Source organism: Pelagibacterium luteolum, assembly GCF_900100665.1.
Lineage (GTDB): Bacteria > Pseudomonadota > Alphaproteobacteria > Rhizobiales > Devosiaceae > Pelagibacterium > Pelagibacterium luteolum.
In genome coordinates this window covers 32,254-51,352 of sequence record NZ_FNCS01000021.1, presented here as the reverse complement: position 1 = coordinate 51,352, position 19,099 = coordinate 32,254, and the positions used below count along the sequence as shown (strand labels likewise).

Annotated in this window: 18 protein-coding genes and 1 pseudogene; 9 read left to right on the top strand and 10 right to left on the bottom strand. The window is 57.7% G+C overall.

Translation table 11 applies throughout. The features are described from left to right. From BLR31_RS18985 to BLR31_RS18960, 6 genes are all read left to right on the top strand, one after another. On the top strand, positions 1–327 hold a 327-nt coding region (locus BLR31_RS18985), incomplete at its 5' end, for a transposase (RefSeq protein ID WP_143009331.1). 46 nt (positions 328–373) lie between these two features. After that, entirely contained in the window at positions 374–811 is a 438-nt protein-coding gene (locus BLR31_RS18980; protein WP_090599221.1) for a hypothetical protein, read from the top strand. Positions 812–1,165: 354 nt separating this feature from the next. Then, on the top strand, positions 1,166–3,826 hold the full coding sequence (gene mobF / locus BLR31_RS18975) for a MobF family relaxase (protein ID WP_090599217.1): 2,661 nt from the start codon (positions 1,166–1,168) through the stop codon (positions 3,824–3,826). Continuing rightward, complete coding sequence (locus tag BLR31_RS18970) at positions 3,816–4,046, top strand: hypothetical protein (protein WP_090599214.1); 231 nt, start codon at positions 3,816–3,818, stop codon at positions 4,044–4,046. Before mobF ends, BLR31_RS18970 begins: the two co-directional genes overlap by 11 nt. Positions 4,047–4,094: 48 nt before the next feature. Next, complete coding sequence (locus tag BLR31_RS18965) at positions 4,095–4,808, top strand: hypothetical protein (protein WP_143009449.1); 714 nt, start codon at positions 4,095–4,097, stop codon at positions 4,806–4,808. A gap of 187 nt (positions 4,809–4,995) precedes the next feature. Next, positions 4,996–6,681 carry a DNA methyltransferase gene (locus BLR31_RS18960; RefSeq protein WP_090599205.1) on the top strand — a complete coding sequence of 562 codons (1,686 nt, stop codon included), beginning with the start codon at positions 4,996–4,998 and terminating at the stop codon, positions 6,679–6,681. A gap of 132 nt (positions 6,682–6,813) precedes the next feature. Here the strand turns inward: BLR31_RS18960 and BLR31_RS22380 are convergent, their stop codons facing one another. The 7 genes and pseudogenes from BLR31_RS22380 to BLR31_RS18925 form a co-directional block, all read right to left on the bottom strand. Next, positions 6,814–7,029 (bottom strand): cytochrome c biogenesis protein CcdA, encoded by a 216-nt coding sequence (locus tag BLR31_RS22380; RefSeq protein ID WP_483145421.1) that lies wholly within the window; start codon positions 7,027–7,029, stop codon positions 6,814–6,816. A gap of 94 nt (positions 7,030–7,123) precedes the next feature. Then, the gene (gene sorU / locus BLR31_RS18950) at positions 7,124–7,498 is read right to left on the bottom strand and encodes a SorU family sulfite dehydrogenase c-type cytochrome subunit (RefSeq protein WP_143009448.1); all 375 of its coding nucleotides are present in this window, start codon (positions 7,496–7,498) and stop codon (positions 7,124–7,126) included. A gap of 21 nt (positions 7,499–7,519) precedes the next feature. After that, complete coding sequence (sorT, locus tag BLR31_RS18945; RefSeq protein ID WP_176762768.1) at positions 7,520–8,704, bottom strand: SorT family sulfite dehydrogenase catalytic subunit; 1,185 nt, start codon at positions 8,702–8,704, stop codon at positions 7,520–7,522. 95 nt (positions 8,705–8,799) lie between these two features. After that, entirely contained in the window at positions 8,800–9,546 is a 747-nt protein-coding gene (locus BLR31_RS18940; RefSeq protein ID WP_143009447.1) for an anti-sigma factor family protein, read from the bottom strand. Beyond that, positions 9,536–10,060, bottom strand: a complete 525-nt coding sequence (locus tag BLR31_RS18935) for an RNA polymerase sigma factor (protein WP_244505140.1) — start codon at positions 10,058–10,060, stop codon at positions 9,536–9,538. The genes BLR31_RS18940 and BLR31_RS18935 overlap by 11 nt, the downstream gene beginning before the upstream one ends. Before the next feature lie 729 nt (positions 10,061–10,789). Beyond that, positions 10,790–11,932: pseudogene (locus BLR31_RS18930) on the bottom strand (helix-hairpin-helix domain-containing protein); the annotation flags it as partial. Between the two features lie 122 nt (positions 11,933–12,054). Further along, positions 12,055–12,483, bottom strand: a complete 429-nt coding sequence (locus tag BLR31_RS18925) for a DUF7282 domain-containing protein (protein WP_090599183.1) — start codon at positions 12,481–12,483, stop codon at positions 12,055–12,057. A 332-nt stretch (positions 12,484–12,815) separates the two neighbouring features. On the opposite strand from BLR31_RS18925, the gene BLR31_RS18920 reads away from it, so the two are divergent. Together BLR31_RS18920 and BLR31_RS18915 are read left to right on the top strand one after the other, a co-directional pair. Further along, positions 12,816–13,556 (top strand): MauE/DoxX family redox-associated membrane protein, encoded by a 741-nt coding sequence (locus BLR31_RS18920; RefSeq protein ID WP_090599179.1) that lies wholly within the window; start codon positions 12,816–12,818, stop codon positions 13,554–13,556. Between the two features lie 391 nt (positions 13,557–13,947). Next, the gene (locus BLR31_RS18915; protein WP_090599176.1) at positions 13,948–14,847 is read left to right on the top strand and encodes a DUF305 domain-containing protein; all 900 of its coding nucleotides are present in this window, start codon (positions 13,948–13,950) and stop codon (positions 14,845–14,847) included. A 122-nt stretch (positions 14,848–14,969) separates the two neighbouring features. Here the strand turns inward: BLR31_RS18915 and BLR31_RS18910 are convergent, their stop codons facing one another. Beyond that, on the bottom strand, positions 14,970–17,009 hold the full coding sequence (locus BLR31_RS18910) for a heavy metal translocating P-type ATPase (protein ID WP_244505139.1): 2,040 nt from the start codon (positions 17,007–17,009) through the stop codon (positions 14,970–14,972). A gap of 235 nt (positions 17,010–17,244) precedes the next feature. On the opposite strand from BLR31_RS18910, the gene BLR31_RS18905 reads away from it, so the two are divergent. Continuing rightward, positions 17,245–17,982 (top strand): YdcF family protein, encoded by a 738-nt coding sequence (locus BLR31_RS18905; RefSeq protein ID WP_143009446.1) that lies wholly within the window; start codon positions 17,245–17,247, stop codon positions 17,980–17,982. Between the two features lie 30 nt (positions 17,983–18,012). On the opposite strand, the gene BLR31_RS18900 is transcribed toward BLR31_RS18905, so the two are convergent. Together BLR31_RS18900 and BLR31_RS21435 are read right to left on the bottom strand one after the other, a co-directional pair. Next, the gene (locus BLR31_RS18900; protein ID WP_090599160.1) at positions 18,013–18,609 is read right to left on the bottom strand and encodes a PIN domain-containing protein; all 597 of its coding nucleotides are present in this window, start codon (positions 18,607–18,609) and stop codon (positions 18,013–18,015) included. Continuing rightward, a complete protein-coding gene (locus BLR31_RS21435; RefSeq protein ID WP_143009445.1) occupies positions 18,602–19,009 on the bottom strand; it encodes a type II toxin-antitoxin system Phd/YefM family antitoxin in 408 nt (135 codons plus the stop codon). The genes BLR31_RS18900 and BLR31_RS21435 overlap by 8 nt, the downstream gene beginning before the upstream one ends. Between the last annotated feature and the right edge of the window lie 90 nt (positions 19,010–19,099).

Genomic DNA, 19,099 nt, shown 5'->3' with positions numbered 1-19,099 from the left:
CTCGCATTCGAAGCCTATGTCGAGCAGGTTCTGGTGCCCGAGTTGCGGCCCGGCGACATCGTGATCATGGACAACCTCTCCAGCCACAAAGGAACCCGGACCCGTGAACTGATTGAGGCAGCGGGCGCATCACTCAGGTTCCTGCCGCCCTATAGCCCCAACTTTAATCCGATCGAAAACGCCTTCTCCAAACTCAAGGCGATGCTTCGCAAAGCAGCAGAGCGAACCGTTGATGCGCTCTGGAACAGAATTGGCAAACTGGTCCAAACCTTCACGCCCAAAGAGTGCGCCAACTACTTTGCAGCCGCTGGATACGATGCAGACTGATAGGATTCCGCTCTAGTCAGGACGCTCCACAACAGGAGGTACCTTCATGCTGCACACAATTGAAAACCCCGATGGGGTCCATGACGGCCGGTTCTATTTCAACTTTGCATCACAGGTGCTCAGAGCTGGCCATCGCGAGGTATTGCTGATCGTTGAGCATCCCGATGAAATCTGCCTCAATCTTCGCTCGATCACGCTCGTGTTGCCCGAGCTGAAGCGTCGCTATGCCGGCATCAACTTTTCTGAGACAGGTATCCTTTGGGCGTCTCGATATGAACAAGGCACCAACGAAATTCTCGATATTTGCTGGTTGGATCGGGTGGAGGGGTACACGCCACTGGCGTGGAGATATGAGCGGATCGAAGAATCTTGGATTTGCACTAACTTCAGGGACACCAGCGCGCTGAAGATATCGGCGCTCCGTGCGACCAGATTTTGCGAAAAGCAGCTCGCTGAAATTCCCCCTTACGGTGGCAAACTATAGCGGCATCGAAACAGGCAGATTAGCTCCTCGGCAGATGAATGCCGGGGAGCACCCCTCAGCCCTTTCTGGCTTAGAACGGACCGGTCCGGGACGACACCCATGTCGTGGTGTGGCCTCCCCGGTCCCCAGTGCTCCTCTCAATAGTCTCCCGGCGAAGCCTGTCGATTCAGAGGCTACTAGCGCACACCGTCGCCAATCCGACTTTCAGAACCCGCCCGCCAAGCCTTAGCGGCAACGAATGCCGTCCGAAGATCACTGCCACCTGCAAGTCTGTAGCCAAGTGCCGAATTGGGTTCCGGAGTGCTGAAAAGAAGGCGTGACTAATGAGGAGGCTCCACAATTGGAGGCTCTCTCATGGTCGCAAGCATCGCAGCAGGCACGTCGGCACAATACTACGTTCACGCTACAGACTATTATCTTGGCGGAATCGAGCCGTCCGGAATTTGGCTTTCAGATGGCGGATTGGGTGTCGTCGTGGGCTCGAAAGTTGAGGCGGAGCTTCTTGAACGATTGCACGCTGCGTGCGGCCCCGATGGCAAATCACTGCTAGCGAACGATGGCAATCGCCGCGATCAAGTCGACGGATACGACATAACGTTTTCTGCTCCTAAATCGGTTTCCCTCGCCTGGGCGCTCTCCGATGAAAGGCGCAAGCGCCAGATCGAGGCCGCTTTGCTAAGGGCAGTGAAAGAGGCCGTCAATGGCCTTGATCGTTACGCTGCCTTTTGCCGTCGGGGCAAAGGTGGCCAAATCCTCGAAAAAATCGCGTTGACCGTTGCTGGATTTCAGCATGGCGAAGCGCGACCAGCACCGCATACCGATGGCTCGGTATTTGCCGATCCAGCCCTTCATATGCACGCACTCATTCTCAACCTTGGCCAGCGTGACGAGGGCAGCTTCGGCCGACTGGACGGACGCGCTCTTTTTGCGGCCAAAATGCTTGCCGGAGCCCTTTTTCATCGAAAACTAGCACAGGAGTTGAGGGACCTAGGTTTTGGCATCGAAATCGCCGGCAAAAACGGAATTTTCGAGATTGCCGGCATCGATCCTGAACTGATCTCCTTTTTCTCCGCTCGCCGCAGTGAGATCACGACTGAGCTCGGGGCAATGGGTATTACGACGGCCGAGGCCCCTGCCCTCGCCGCCGCCAAGGCGCTCACAACGCGCTCGGCCAAGGTCGAAGTCAGCGACGGGGACCGCCATGCGCTCTGGAGAAAAAAGGTCACCGAGCTCGGCTTCGAGCCCGATCATGTGGTCGCAACAGCACTAGAACGTGGAAAGCAGCTGGCTCACGACGGGACTGTGGTGCGTTTCGCAACCCTTGAGGATGGCCTGCGGGCGGTGCTTGAGGACCTGACCGAGCGGGCCAGCGTTTTTGAGTTTCGCTCGCTCGTGGCGGGAGTTGCTGCGCACCTTACCGCCTATCCCCATGACATCAGCGTGGACGGCGCCATTGCGCTCATTTTCGAGAACCAACTTGCTGTCTCGCTCGCGACAGACCGGTGGGGCCATGCCATTTGCTCGACCCCGGAAATCATCGCTCTGGAACAGGGATTGTCTGATCGCGCGCGTCGGCTGGCTGACTGCGTCGTTGATGCACCTGACGCGGCCTTGGTCGCCGCACATATTGACCAAAGCAACCTCAATCCCGAGCAAATGTCTGCAGCACGGGTGGCATGCCAGTCGAACGCGATAAGCCTCACCCAAGGTGGCCCGGGCGTGGGTAAGACCACTCTGCTCAATTGTGTTGCGGCAGTTTGGAAAGAAGAGGGTTGGCGGGTCATAGGCGCGGCCTCGGCATGGAAAATCGCAAATCAGCTTCGTGACGAGCTCAGTATCGAAGCCAGAGCACTCGCGAGCTGGCTGGCGCGATATGAGCTTGGCCAGGAATTTCTTACCGACAAGACCTTGCTGGTTATCGACGAGGCAGGGCTACTGACGAGCGGGCAGATGGACACCCTCCTCCGCGCTGTTGAAGACGCGAATGCATCTGGAAAGCAGGTCGCGCTGCGCATGGTAGGTGATGGCCGGCAGCTTCAACCCATTGGCGGGCCGGGCCTGCGGATCGTGACCGATGCCATTGGTACACAGCGCGTCGATACTATCGTGCGCCAGCACCAGCCTTGGGCGCGCGGCATGGTGACCGAGTTTGGCAAAGGGAACGCCAATGCGGGTCTCAAATACCTAACTGACCGCCAACATCTGCACCTATGTGCTGGCCCACGCGACACCATAAACAAACTTGTCCACGCCTGGGACGGGCATCGCACCGAGCATCCGCACCAGACACGCCTGCTGATTGCACGCTCGAACCGGCAAGTGCAGGAAATCAATGAGGCGGCGCGTCAGCGTTTGCGCGCGCGCGGTGAACTTGGTCAGGCCGATCTCACTCAACTCTCGGCAGCAACGCCATCAGGGCAAAGCTATACCTTACCTCTGGCGGCCGGCGAAGCCATCCGCTTTCTCACCCGCAATGACGATATTGGCGTGATTAACGGGACGACAGGCCGGCTGCTCGATGCGAGTTACGATGCTCGCGGCGAACTGGTCCTTCGTGCCGAAATCGAAGGTCGAAGCGTCACTGTCCGACCCTCAGATCTCGCAGACGAACAGGGGCGCGTGCAACTTTCGCACGCGTATGCAACGACCTGTTACGGCGCTCAGGGCCTGACAACGGATCAAGCCTTTGTCCTGGTGGACGCCACGATGGACCGGCATGCGATTTTTGTCGCTGCCAGTCGTCACCGCGACGTTCTCGAAGCCTTTGTCGATACCAAGGACCTCGACACGCGCGCCAAAGCCGCCCGCCTCCTTACAGACCGCGCACGCTCTGTGGGTGAAGGTGAACGCCTCTCTGTTTTGGCAGACGCACTGAGCCGGTCCGGCACGCGTGTCTCAACCCTCGATTTTCTCCCTGCTCACGACGCGAACCACACGCTCAACATCGAGCCCGCAACTAAGCCTGACGACGACCGAAAGCGTCAGCGAACGCGGGGGATCAGCCATGAGCTCTGAGATCTCCGACAGGCGCCGGCTGGCGGCGCGCATCCCTCGCGATGTCGAGCATTGTGAGCGCTACCTCAACCGGCTTGCCGTGGTTGTCGAGCGCGCGGGAAAGAACGGGCATGCGTTCTTACCGATCGTGCGCCGGCTCGAAAAGGAATTGGCGGAAGCCAAGGAAGATGAACAGGTCCTGGCCGGCCTCAAATCGAGGCTAGCGGGGCGTGGATCGTAAAGCTGGGCACAGCTCAAAATACAACCATCAATCGAAAGGAAAATTACTATGACATTGAAATTCGCACTTCTAGCGTGGCCCAGTCAGCTGACGACCATGCCCCCAAGAGTTTTCCCTCACTCCCCGGTGATCGTTCGACCTCGCGTATTTCGACGAGACCCGCAATTTGTGTACCGAATAGACTACCTGTATTCGCATTCGGAGTGGTTAACGTCGCGGATCTTGGGCGACGGCCACATCTATGGGACAAAGCTGGAAAACTTGACGAAACACCGCCAGGCAAAAATGCCCTACGTTGAGGAAGTGTTCACAAATCTCGACATGATCTGTATTGCAGGCCTAATTCCCCAAGTGAAGTACTTCTGGGACAACGAGTATCTGGCCCGGCATTTCCAGCTGACTCACATCAGAGATTTCAATTTTATAGAGATGGATGCGAGGCGCTTGTTCACAGGCCAGATTAGGGACGACGAACTGGCTCGTCTCCCGCTAATTTCCCGCGTTCGTAGATCGCATCTGCCGCGGGGGATATTCATCCCTGATCTTAACCCTCATCTCACCCCCTTTGGACAAGCACATGTGATCGCCACGGTGCCAGGCGAGATCGGACGCATTCCATCTAGCCAGATCCAGTTTTGGTACCAAGATCAGTGGGTGCATATCCGTTCAATAGATTTAGATATGTTGCGTAAGAGTATCGACAAAGGAGCGCTGAGCCGGATTGTTCCACAACCTTCCTCCAGATTGATGAGAGGCGGGTGACGACCCTCAACCAATCGGATGAGCTGGTATCGTCGGCCCTAAGCCAGTCAAAACTTGCCACCGAGCCCGCCGTGCGATCCTATGGCCCAAGAGTTGATTTGGGCATGGGGGATTGCGGCGTGGCGAGATACACTTCGAACTTATCGGCAGACTTACGTTGTCCAATTTGTGCAGGGCGATCCGCCTGATGAACCTTTTCAATCGGAAAACGCTCAAGCGCCACCTTCATATTGTCAGCATCCAAAGCGACCACCTCACACTGATCAAAGCCTGGGCGGAAATGATCCGGACTGGCCGCGTCTACACGCTGAAGGAAATCTCGCTACAAGGCGAGTTTGCTGCCAAAATTTTCCAGGGTATTTTGGGCTATGTCGGCCCGTCCGCAGGTGCCGACTACACCCTATCAACAGAACAGGCGATCTTGCGGGGTAGTGTCGATCTTGCCCTTGGCCGGTTTGGTGGCGACATCCCGGAAATCCTCGCCCCGCTCGAGCTGAAGGGGGCTGATACCCGCGATCTGGACGCCATCATGCCCGGGCGGAACAAGACCCCGGTTCAACAGGCGTGGGAATACGCCGTGAACGCCCGCGGCGTGAAATGGGTACTCGTCTCGAATATGATCGAGCTGCGCCTTTATGGCTTTGGCGAGGGCACCGCCGCTTATGAAGGCTTCCAGCTAGACCGCCTGGCCGATCCCGACGAATACGCCCGGTTCATGCTGCTGTTGTCAGCCGAAAACCTTCTATCTGGCCGCACCTTCGAACTTCTCAAGCAAAGCCGCGCTGAAGACCGCGACATTACCGACAGCTTGTATCGGGACTACAAGACGCTGCGTTTAAAGCTAATCGGTGCCGTCCAGGCGGCAGACCCGACCATTGCTCCCCTCGACGCCATTGCCATCGCGCAAAAGATTCTCGACCGGGTGCTGTTTATAGCCTTTTCAGAGGATTCCGGTCTTCTGCCGGACAATACCCTGTCCCAAGCTTTCATTACACGGGACCCCTATAACCCCCGCCCGGTGTGGGACAATTTTAAGGGCCTGTTCAAAGCGATAGATCAGGGCAGCGATGCGCTGAATATCCCCCGCTATAACGGTGGTCTGTTCCGCCAAGATGATACAATCAACGCCCTAACCCTACCAGATGAGGTATGCGAAGGGTTCAAGTCCCTTAGCGAATATGACTTTGCCTCAGAAGTGTTTGTCACGGTATTAGGTCACATCTTTGAACAATCGATCGCTGACGTGGAACGCCTGCAGGCGCAGGCGCGGGGCGAAGAAACGGAAACAGAACAGTCAACCGGCACGACCGGTCGCCGCAAGCGCGACGGGGTAGTTTATACTCCCGATTATATCGCGCGTTTCATCGTGGCCGAAACGCTTGGCGCGCACCTAGAAGAGACCTTCACGGAAATTCTGCGCGCTCACGCCAGGGCCGAAGCCGATCTCTCAGACTATGCCACCATTGCGTGGCGCAGAAAATCGGCTGAACTTGAAGCGTGGCGAGCCTATCGCGACCGGCTCAAAGCTTTGCGCATTGTTGATCCGGCTTGCGGCTCTGGTGTTTTTCTTATCATGGCCTTCGATTTTTTGAGGGCTGAGCTCACGCGCGTAAACGACAAGATCGCGACGATGATGGGCAAAGGTCAACACGTGGAAGACCTGCTGGACCCCGATAGTGAAATCCTCACGAACAATTTGTTCGGGGTAGACGTGAATGTTGAAAGCATCGAAATCGCTAAGTTGTCATTGTGGATCAAGACCGCCCGTCGTGGAAAGGTGCTGGATGCCTTGTCAGGCAACCTGCGGGTGGGTGACAGCCTTATTGTGAATGCGCGCAAAGGATATGCATATCGACGCATAGTCTCAACCTAAACGACGCAACAGTTCGGCTTCAAACCAGCAAGCAAAGAAAAGCCCCGCGAAAGCGGGGCTTTTCTGCGTGGGTGAGTTACGGGCTCGGCAGTAGGCAAACGATTAGCAGTTAACCCCAAACTGAATTACAGCTCACGGGCTCAGAACCCGGCGGCGATATCCAACCAACATGACTCGCTTCCGCATACCCGTCAGGATGGGATACATGGGAAAGACGCATGGTGTGAAAGCCAGCGCAATGCCAAAGAAAATCTCTACACCCAAGACCTCATCCGCAACGCTTTCGCCGAACTTGATATCCTCGCCCTCACCGTTCACGACAGCCCGATTTCCGAGGGCACAGGGCATGCCGGAATGTCGGCTCTCGTCGATCTCGTCGCGCGCAAACCAGTATAAAAAAGGGCCGCCCAAGCGGCCCTTCCAATCGAAAATCGCGTGTTACTTACTCGGCCGCTTCGGCGTCCTCTTCCTCTTCTGAGACAGTCCCCCCAGTTACCGTGGCAACATAGAATGCCAGGGCCTCGATTTCTTCCTCCGAGAGATCGGTATAGGGCTGCATCGGGCCCACACCAAGCGTTACGGCGAGACGCACCTGATCGGTACTCGGCTGTAATTCATCGAGAATCGGCCCGATACCACCATCGGTTTCTGCATCCGCCAGCGTGTGGCAAAGACCACAGGCCGGCTCCGCACGCTCGAGAAAGACCTCACGGCCAAGCTCGAGCATCTCATCGTTGGACTGGGCGAACGCGGCTGGTGCGGCAAGCGCAAATGTGACTGCCGTAAACGCACCGAGGCGCGACAGGGAGTGGATCATTTTTATTGTCTTTCTCTTATCTTAGCTGATCGTGACGTCGACGCCCGGAGCGCGCCAGCCATTGTGGTTGTAGCCGGACTGGTTGGGTTCAGGCGCCTCGGGCTGCTGATTGCCTTCGCTGTCGGTGGCTCGGCTGACGATCCTATAACTGCCAGGCGCCAGATCTTTAGCGAGCACGAAGGGGCGCCACGCATACCGCCCGAGGTCGGGACCCACAAACTCTGCGGCCTCCCAGGTCTCACCGTCATCTAGGGACACTTCGACTCCGTCCACCGCATTTACCCCGCCGAAAGCGAGCCCAGTGATTTGGTGCATGCCCGAGGCCGCGGCTTCGAGTGGGCCGGTGATCCAGGATTTGACTTCCATCTGCCAGACCGATGGGTATTCCGGCGAACCGCTTTCACCCAGCGGAACGAGACGATAGCGCTGGCGCTGGATCAAGGCGTCGGTCTCCACCTCGGTCATCGCCACGCGCTTGATATATTTAACGTTGTTGACCCCGGTGAAGCCGGGAACGATCATCCGCAGCGGCCCGCCATGTGCGAGCGAAATCGGCTCCCCATTCATGTCCCAAGCCAGAAGGATGTTGTCCAAGGCATCGAGTGGCACCGAGCGTTCGACGATCACGTCAGCTTCGTTGAGACCCTCAGGAATTTCCTCGCCGCCGGTCCCGGTGACGAACTGAGCACCATCGACGACGCCGCCCATATTTTCCACCACGGTACGGAGCGGCACGCCGGTCCACATGACGCAACCGGCAGCGCCGGTCTGCCACTGGGTGCCGCTCGTCTCATGCTCAAAAAAGGCTCTGCCATTGCCCGAGCACTGAAGCACCATGGCGACGGTTTCTACACCCATTCTTTTGAGATCGCCCACCGATACTGAGCCTGGGTTGGCGACACCCTCGATCGAAACCTCCCATGCTTCACGATCGGCCACGATGCTTTCATCGGGCGGCGTGACGTTGTTGCGGACGTAAAGCTGATGCTCGCTGGTGATTGGCTGAACGCCGAAGACGTCGCGCTTGGTCTCTATAGTGTTGTTGGAGTGGATGATAAGCGCGTCCGCGTCTTTGAACTCCACATATTCAGGCAATGGTCCGACATCCGCTTCCTGAGCCGACACCCGCACCCCCGACGCCATAAGTGCAGCGGCGCCCGCAGTGCCCGCCAGCAGATGGCGACGGCGAAGATCAATCTTTTCCATGTCCGGTCCTCCCTCCAATGCGCTTGATTGCGCCATTAGTGAAGAGACGTGCCGGCATTGGATTCTATTCCCTCGCCGCGATAATTATTTGCAGCTTACGCGGAGCAAGTTGTGCGCGGTATCTTGACGCTGGCGATTGTGGGCGCAAACTCGGGATCGGAGATACGGCGCAGGCTCGATGTGATGGCCTCGAAGCGCACCTGGTCCATGGAGCGGGCCACCACGACCAACAAATCCGCGCCCGCAACCCAGTGGGCCGAAAGAAAGTCAGGACGGAAAGTGAGTCTTTCTGCCGTCTCCCTTGCATCAACCGGAAGCGAAAAGACGCTGACCCGGCAACCCTGCGGCCCAACATATCCGCGATGGCGGAGGGTGTTATCGGCTGCGAATGTCATTGTCTCGTCTACGACAAGCCGTAGGCCCGCTTGACGAAACACCTCGGCCTCGCGGACGTGCGCTGGCACCACGGGATTGGGCGTCTCGTTTGCGACAAAGCCATCATGGGCGGCCACCATTTGAGAGGCGACATCGACGTTCGGAGATCGAGCCGTCTCGAGCCATGCGAACGCCAGAAGCGCCGATACCACCATGACGGCCAGCGCCGCCGCGATCGCCGGACCGTAGGGCAAGGGGCGTGCGTTTCGGAGGCCGCGATTGTTCCGCAGTCCATCGCCGCCCATATGGGCAATATCGCTCTTGAGGGCGCGGATCGCATCGACCTGATAAGAAAGTTCGGGGTCGCGCGCCAGGGCCGCCTCGACCTTGTCGCGCGTGCCCTCGTCAAGTTCATCATCGACATACGCACTCAGCGTCTCGAAATCGAATGCCAAGTCAGCGCTCACAACGACCTCTCTGGCGCGACAACGGAACGACCGCTTCGCTGGATAACAATTGGAACATGGCCTGACGTGCGCGTGCGACGCGGCTCATGACTGTACCCTTGGGGATAGACAAAAGCTCGCCGGTTTCCTCGTAGCTAAACCCTGCGATATCGACAAGAGCGAGGACCTCCTGATGCTCGATAGTTAAACAGGAAAAGGCTTCTCGGACCTCGTAGTGCCGCTCGGTGGTTGCTTCACCAGCCTCCGGTCCATGGCTGCCGGCGAAGCGCTCATTGAGATGGCTTCGTCGCGCATGCGTTCGGGTGCGATCAATCCACAAATTGCGCACGATCTTGAACAGCCAAGCACGAAACGCAGGCTCGGGCACCGGGATTTCGGTGGCGGACATCGCCCGCACGACTGTCTCCTGAAACAGATCCCGCGCCTCGTCCCTGTCGCGCGTCAACGCGAACGCGTAGCGCATCAAACGCTCGCGCACAGGATCAAATCGCTGTTCGAACCGATCGCTCGACACGCCTCCCTACCTTCCTCGGCCGCTTTTCCTCCCCGGCCCCAGACAAGGTAGTCAATCGCGGTTCGGAGTGCGAGACAATTTACTGGAGAGGATACTTCTCGAACGTGCTGACCTAGCAAACCCGAAACGGATGTAAGGGGTCAGATGCTGAACGTCGGCTCTCCCAATCCTCGCCAAAACCAGACAGTCCAGTTACGGCCCCATTTCCGCCATTGCGTCGGTGACTGGAATCCCCCCGTGGGCGGCCGGAACGAGGTGGCTTGCTGATGGTCTGCTTCTGGATCACCTGGCAGAAAAGCACACACGCAACGATTGGCGAATTCTTTGCCGCAATAGGACTAACCGACATCGGCGGGGAATTCGAGAAAGCTGACATCCAACATCCTACAAGCACCCATTCCGCGCGGTATTTCGCGCAGGTTCAATCGAATACCGGGGAGAAGTGCAAATCAGCGAGAGCACTCGTTTATGTGCTTTATTTGGTGGGCTTGCTAGATTTGCTAGGTTTAAGTGACGATGTATTCCCGGGTGTGCCTTTGTTATCACCGCGGCGCTGATCCGGTTTCCCTGTGGATTTCGCTATCGGCTTTGGTCCTGGTTTAAGTGCCATGACTGCTCTACTTTTTTGACGCAACAGTCCACACTAGTTCGGGCTGAAGTTAAGGCCAAATATATATTCATACAGCACCAACACCCTACGAATATCGGCAGCCGGGCCGGAGCCACTTTCTACCGGAAATCGCGCGTTTTCACCTTGATCGTGTCGATGTGCAGGTCTGGAACATAGATATCTCGGGTGCGAAGGCCTTTTGGCGGTTGGCTGCGCGGATCGGGCGTTGCTGACCCATGATGGAATTCATCGCCGCGTCCATGCTGCATGGCGAACAGGGCGTCACGCTCCCCGACACTGGCCAGATCGGGGGAAAGATCGTGGATATGGTGGGCAACGAGATGGACCACTTCGCCCTCTCGCTGTACCTTGCCCCTCACCGAGATCATGCCCGCGGACAAGATGATCCGCCGGTGTTGCTCGAATACTTTTTTCCATACAACCAGATTGGCAATTCCGGTTTCGTCTTCGAGGGTGATGAACATGACACCCTTGGCGCTGCCCGGACGCTGGCGCACCAGAACGATGCCTGCAGTTTCAAGCCATCGCCCATCGCGCGCCGTCATCGCATGAGCGCAAGTGACGATGCGCCGCTTGGTGAGGTCCGGGCGCAGGAAGGATACCGGATGGGTGCGCAGCGACAGACCGACATGGCGATAGTCTTCCACAACCTCGCTGCCATCGTTCATGGCCCGCAAGGCGATCGTGGGTTCGCTCACCTCGGAGATGGTCGTGCCCTCACGCCTTGAAGCCGCGGCAAACAACGGCAATTCGAGATCGCGCAGTCCCTTTATGGCCCATAGCGCATCGCGGCGGGACAGGCCAAAGCTCGTGCGGTATCCATCGGCCTCGGCAATCTGGGTCAGGGCCGCAACCGGCACCCCTGCCCGGCGCCAGAGATCATCAATGCTTGCATAGTCTTTGTCAGCTCGGGCCGCCACGATCGACGCCGCGTTGGCGTTTGACAGACCCTTGACCATACGCAAACCGAGCCGAACCGCGAAGGTGTCGGTATCGGGAGTGCTGGATGGCTCCAAAGTGCAGTCCCAGCGCGAGGTGTTAATACACACCGGCCGGACATCAATACCGTGTTCCTGGGCGTCGCGCACGATCTGTGCCGGCGCATAAAACCCCATGGGCTGGCTGTTGAGTAGTGCAGCGCAGAACACATCTGGGTGCCAGCATTTGAGCCAGGCACTTGCATAGGCGATCAGAGCAAACGATGCCGCATGGCTTTCGGGAAACCCATATGAGCCAAAGCCGCCTCAAAGCGGCGAACGAAGATACGAGAGGATCTCCGATGGCGTAGCGGCCGAAAGACGAAAGGCCCGCAGCGTGAAGCTACAGGCCCTCGATACCGTTTCCGAATTTCGGGTGCCGAAATCTACATCATGGAGTCGCCGGCAGTGAACGGCTGAACATACGGAGCGTCTTCCGCGTTTAGTGCCGGGGTGTCCACGTCTGTCATGCCTTCACCGAACGAATATTCCCCGTCTCCGTCAGTATCATAATGCAGCATGGCGATGTAGTCGGCGCCATCTTCAAGCGGATACTCCGTCGTAATCTCTATGCTATCCGTCGTTCCGCCTTCCACATATGCATGGCCGATCGAGGCCGGTACCACGGGTTGACCATCGAGTACCTCGTGAATGACCACGAAACCTGGTTCATCGATAAGGACCGAGGGTATAGTCACCGTATCGCCATCGACCTGAATGCCGTCCGTTGCAATATTGAGATGATCGGCCAGTGCAGGACCCGCGATCAATGCACTCGAACCAAGCGCCAACGCGACTATCGATTGTTTCAGCATGGTGTTCTTCTCCTTGATGAATTCAAGATGACCCGGACAGGGCCACGGAGAGAAACAAATGTCTCCGCTGGTAGAAGCTACGTTTCCCCGACCGAAAAGTTTCAATCTGGCGATCAGGAAACGCAAGGTACATCGGTGTTCGTCAACGTGGGGAAGAGAACCCCCCTCCCCCTGCTGAACTCACAAGCTGGGGAAGATCACCCGTGTGGCCGATCCTCGTTTAGGGCGCGGGCCGCAGCGCCGTCGACGCGGAAATCGTTGAGTTATCCTTGATGAAGTCGTGAACCATGCCGCCGCCCGGCCGTTTTCATTTCAAAAGGGGGTGCGAACCTATGAGTAAAAGTGCCGGAAAAGCTGTACTCTACCGGATGGTGATGGACGACCATATCTGTCCGTTCGGCCTCAAATCGAGACATCTGCTGAAGTCCGAAGGTTACGAGGTTGAGGACAACTGGCTGACAACTCGTGAGCAAACCGACGCTTTCAAGCGAGAGCATCAGGTCGATACCACGCCGCAAACCTTTCTTGGTGGCAGGCGGGTCGGCGGTTACGACGACCTCAAAAGGCACTTTGGCAAAGGCAAAAATGAAGGCGACACAAGCTACACGCCGGTAGTCGCGGTCTTTGCCATGGCTGCGGCGATGGCGTTGGCCGCGACCTGGGCAGCATTCGGCACCGTTGTGACCATTCGGTCCGTGGAGTGGTTCATCGCCATCTCCATGTGCATCCTCGCGGTCCTCAAGCTCCGTGACATCTCATCGTTTTCAAACACGTCCCTCGGATACGATCTTGTAGCGCAACGCTACGTCCCTTACGCCTACTTCTATCCTTTCGGGGAAGCGCTCGCCGGCGTTTTAATGATCGCCGGCGCTCTGCTCTGGATCGCGATCCCCGTCGCCCTCGTCATCGGCACCATTGGTGCCATTTCAGTATTCAAAGCCGTCTATATCGACAAGCGCGATCTCAAATGCGCTTGCGTCGGCGGAAACAGCAACGTCCCCTTGGGCTTCGTGTCCCTGACCGAGAACGTGATGATGGTCGCCATGGCGCTGTGGATGATGAGGATGCTATGACCCTCATGCGCTTCCGCAGGGCCATATCGCTAGGCTTTCTCATGATGGTCTTGACGGCCCTACCCGCGATTGGGGCAGTTTGCCAAAGCGAACACACATTCCTTCTCCCCCCCACGCAAGATGCTGAGTCGCTCGGTCAAAATACGCCAGGTGAACTAAGCCAGGCTCATCACGCCGGGCCCGACAACGCCTTCGATCTCCATTGCGCCACCTCCGCTGTGCTGCCCGCCGGTATCAACATAAATACCGACGAAAAGCAGACATTGGTCGATCATTGGGCTTTCCCAGCGCCACCAGCTAACAATGCAGGCATTGATCCACCTCCGCCCAGATGAACCGGACCTAAGCAGGTCCGCAAATCATTTGGATTCATTTCGATCGGAGAAGTTTCATGAAAATGTATTGGCGCTTTGCCGCCATGATCGCCACGTCGACGATGGTCATGTTCGGCCTGATGTATCTCAACACCTATGCTTTCGAGCACGTATTCTGGAGCGAAACCCGCGCCTGGATGGCGCTGGTCATGGGTGCCACCATGGCCGTCATCATGCTGGCGTACATGCTCTCGATGTACAAGAACACCAAGCTCAACATCGCCATTTTCGCTGGTTCAATCGTCGTGTTTTCGGGGGCGCTCTGGTTAGTGCGCAGTCAAGTCAGCGTTGACGACAGCGAATACATGCAGGCAATGATCCCACATCACTCAATTGCCATCATGACCTCTGAACGCTCCCAGATTACCGATCTGCGCGTCCGCAAGCTCGCCGACGAAATCATCGAGGCCCAGGAGCGGGAAATTTCAGAAATGAAGTTTCTCATCGGTGACCTTGCGGATCGCGACGATAGTCGTGCGCCTGACGATGCAATCGATCCCGCGCTCGGCGACGAGCCCGCAGAATTCATGACGGCAGGAGCCGCACTGGAGGGTGCGCAGATCGCCGGTCTGGATCCGGCGACGCTCGATGATGCCCAGATCGAAGAGGGTCTGGATGGAGATCGTCGCTGCGTGTTTCGCTACACCAGCGAAGGAAACCCTGTTTTCGCTTTTAACCCGGACGCTGACGGGGAAGATGCTGCCCTCATCAAAGTCAACGGAGCATTGGTTCGCTTGGCGCTGGCCAGCAATTCCGAGGGAGCCCTTGGGTATGAAGCGGGCGACATTCGGATCAGCCTGACTTCGGAGCAACAGGCACAGGGCTGGGATGCTGATCAGAATGAAGCCACCATGGTGTTCGAAATCGGATCCGAACTCCGCGTAGGCTATGGCGGCTACGTCGCCTGTTCTGCTTAAGGGTAGAGGAAGGGCGGCAAGCCAGCGCGCCCTTCCTCGTCTGCCGCGTGCATTGATAGCCGACACCGCTTTGCCTCGGCCGCGCAACCCATCTCCGACGGGCTCGTCCGAGCAAGATCTGTTTATCGCGCCATGTCGAGCCGCCGTAGCAACTGAGCGTTGATCGCAACGATGACCGTGCTGGCAGACATTAGCACCGCCCCCACCGCGGGCGCCAGGACGATACCGGCCCAATAGAGCACCCCGGCAGCGAGCGGGATCGCAACAATATTGTATCCGGCGGCCCACCACAGGTTCTGGATCATCTTGCGATAGGTCGCGCGGCTGAGGGTTACGATGCGGGCAATGTCCCGGGGATCGGAACGCACCAGCACCACGTCGCCTGCTTCGACAGCAACATCGGTTCCCGCACCTATGGCCACACCTACATCGGCGGTGACGAGAGCGGGAGCGTCGTTGACGCCATCGCCTACCATGGCGACGCGCTTGCCCCGGGCCTGCAGTTCCTTGATCTTGTCCGATTTCTGATCGGGCAACACGCCGGAAAAGACTGTATCTATCCCAAGCTCTCGACCCACAGATCGCGCAACGGCCTCTGAGTCCCCCGTCAGGATGACGACCTCGATACCCATCGACTGTAGCTTGGCTACTGCCTCCCTAGACTCCGGGCGTACCTGATCGGCGATCGCAAAAACGGCCAAAACGTTCTCGCCCTCCAAAAGGTAGATCGCGGCCTGCCCGTTGTCACCAAAGCGACGGCTTGCGTTCTCCATGTCATTGTCGAGCTCGACATTGCGTTCCCGCAACAACGCCGGCCCCCCAACGGACAAGCGGCGTGCCTCGACAACAGCCTCGACGCCCTTGCCAGCTGCCGCCTCGAAACTCGACGACCGCGGGAGCGCGAGACCTTTGTCTTCTGCGCTCTTGAGCAATGCCTGTGCGATTGGGTGTTCGGAGTCCCGTTCGACTGCTGCTGCGAGCGACAATACCGTATCCGGATCATTTTCCTTCGCGGCGACAATCTCGACCACCCGGTGGGAACCAAGCGTCAATGTTCCGGTCTTGTCGAATACGATCGTGTTGAGATTTCGCGCTTCCTCAAGACCGCGACGGTCCCGAATGAGCAAACCATTGCGGGCACCAAGGGTGGTTGAAATGGCCGTGACCAGTGGAACGGCGAGCCCTAGGGCGTGAGGACAGGCGATGACGAGCACGGTCACCACCCGGGTAACCGTAAAATCGATCTCGGCACCGAGCAGCGACCATGCGGCAAGGGTCGCGACACCGGCAACGATGGCAACGACGGTGAGTAGAAAGGCGGCCCGGTCGGCCAGCGCCTGGGCGCGCGAGCGGGATGACTGTGCTTGAGAAACCAGCCTCATGATGCCGGCCAAGGCCGTCTCCTGACCTGTTTGAAGCACGCGCACTCGAAGGGAGCCCTGCCCGTTCACGGTGCCGCCGAGCACTTCGGATCCATCTGTCTTGTCGACCAGTTGAGATTCCCCGGTAATCATGGATTCGTTGACAGCGCTTTTGCCCGACATGACGACGCCATCGGCAGGAATCGAGGCCCCTGGTCGCACAAGAACGACGTCATCCGTCCTGAGGCCCGACACCGGCACCTCTTCGGTCCTATCTCCTTCAATTACCCGTACAGCCAAATCGGGTAATAACTTCGCCAGTTCGTTGAGTGCGCCTTGCGCCTGGGAAATCGAGCGCATCTCGATCCAGTGTCCCAGCAGCATGATGGTCACCAATGTAGCCAGCTCCCACCACAGCGGGTGACCGTCGAACCCGAGCAAGACGGCAACGCTGTAGACAAACGCAACGGAGATGGCCAGCGAGATCAGCGTCATCATGCCCAGGAGCCGCGCCTTGAGCTCACCGATTGCACTGTTCAGAAACACCCATCCCCCGTAGATGAAGACAACCGTCCCAAAAAGGGCGGGAATGAATTCGGACCCTGGAAACCGTGGCGCCGTATACCCGAACCATTCCTGGATCATCGGCTCCCAAAACACCGTCGGAACTGCTAGGGCCAGTGAGAGCCAGAATTTGTCACGAAACATTGCCACCGAATGCCCCGCATGCTTGTCGCGTCCCGTGGTGTCTTCGGTCGCGGCAGTGCCATGGGCATGACGGTGTTGTTGATGCTGATCCATTCCAATCCCTCTTCGCTCTCGCAAAAGCCCTACATGTTTTCGGCCACGAGCACTGATCGCGCGTGAGACAAACGAGCGGTATCGTGCTCCTTCCAATGCTGGGAAGGTCAAGTCCTATTCACGTCAATCCTTTCTTGATGCCGCCAGTGTTAGGTGGCGAAACCAAGGGAGGTTTCCGGTGTTCTTTGCCCTTTCGCAAATTCTCGACTTCTTTCTCACGCCGTCCAACGTTCTGTTGCTGGCCCTTCTGGCGACGCTGGCGTTTTGGGTCATGAAGATCCGGAAACTGGCTGCCGCACTCGGGATCGTTTCGATTTTGGGTTTGGCCCTTGCGGCTTGGTCACCTCTTGGCCCGTTCGCGTTGGGCGTATTGGAAAACAGATTTCCCAGGACAGCACTGCCCGAAGATGTTGCGGGCATCATCATGCTCGGTGGTGCTGTCGACACGCACATTTCTTTCGACCGGGACACAATCGTTCTTAATGAAGCCGGCGAGCGCATTGTTGAGACACGCATGCTCGCAGCGCGTTATCCCGAGGCCCAGATCTTTCTTTCCGGCGGTGGAGGACACCTGTCGAACGATGGTAGCCTCACCGAGTCCGAACTGGCGCGACACGCCTTGATCAGTTCTGGGGTTGCCGCCGAACGCCTCCTTATGGAAGAACTATCCCGCAACACGTGCGAGAATGCCCGAGAAACGGCCGCCGCTCTTGCTGGGCGCGCGTCCGGCACCTGGATTCTTGTGACCTCGGCCGGTCACATGCCACGCGCTGTTGCTTGCTTCAGGACCACGAACCTGACTGTTGTACCCTACCCGGTCGATTACCGGACCAAATCCGCAGGCGGCACCTGGCCTGGAACGGCGTCGAACGGGCTCTCAACAACCGACCTGGCGGCCCACGAATGGGTCGGACTTTTGAGTTATCGCCTGGCAGGATTCACTGAAGAGACTTTCCCATCGCCGCGGGATTGAGACTGAGCCTTGCTTGGGTTCAGCATCGACTCACATTTGCGAACCACCTGGCTGCGTATCGTAGGCTTGGGTCCAACTCTCATCTCCAGCATCCGCTGCCGGTCGCTCAAAGAGATCGCGCGCAAGATTTCGGCGTTTATGATGGATTGCTTCTCGCAACGCGTCAGCAGATTGTATGACGCCCATATTCTCCAGCGCCAACAAGAAGGCGAAGGTGTGGACGAGGTGGGCCTGTGGCCCGAAATCTTTGGTCGGCACCTTGCCGTCCTCGTAGAGGATCAATATCTGATCCCCCCGAGACAGAGTGTGTCGGACGTGATCGGAAAATTCCCTGATGGAGTTTTCACCGGCGTCGGTAGTCAGCCGGATGCGACGCTGAACATCTGGTGGCAAAGCCTGATACATGAGCCCATACGTTGTTTCGATGGACTGGATACGATTGCCCGCTTTTGAGAACCACCGATCCAGTGCTGGCTTGTCCGGAGCACCTTCCCCACCACGCTCAAGTTCGTACCGAACCATATCGGTGACCACGATTGCACAGTCGAAGCGATCAAGAAGATCCAGTCGGTCAATCAGCCCCAAACTGATTAGGGGCCCTGCGTCGGGAAGGACCAGCCTAAGCATCGTTGTCCCTTAGAAGATAAGGGGCCAAAAGTTTCGCCGCGCCGATTGCTTCCCTTTGAATGCGATTTTCGTCGGTGCCCGGAAGGGGAAGACCGGCATCCGCCAGGGCGACAGCAAGGTCTCGATACCCGCCCAGGCCAAGTCGCGTGGCAGCCTCATCAGACCCGATGTGGCCACGAGAGTAAGCTTGGAGAATCTGATGAGGCGAAAAGAGAGGCGTGCGCTTCCTCTCGTCTCTCTTGGCAATATCGTTTTTCGAGACGAGGTCACCAAACAATTGTGCAGAAACGATCACTACGCTTTCGCGTCCATATCGAGTTACGAAGACCGGCTCGTTCAAGGCACGATCGTGCCACTCTCCGAAGTTCTTCGCGATCTCGGCTGCCGGAACTTTTTGCATGACGCCTTCCTCTCCCACGGGAATTATACGTAAGTTACGGAAAACATCAAGAAGGTCGCCAAAAATTCATACACGCCCTAAGATGACTAA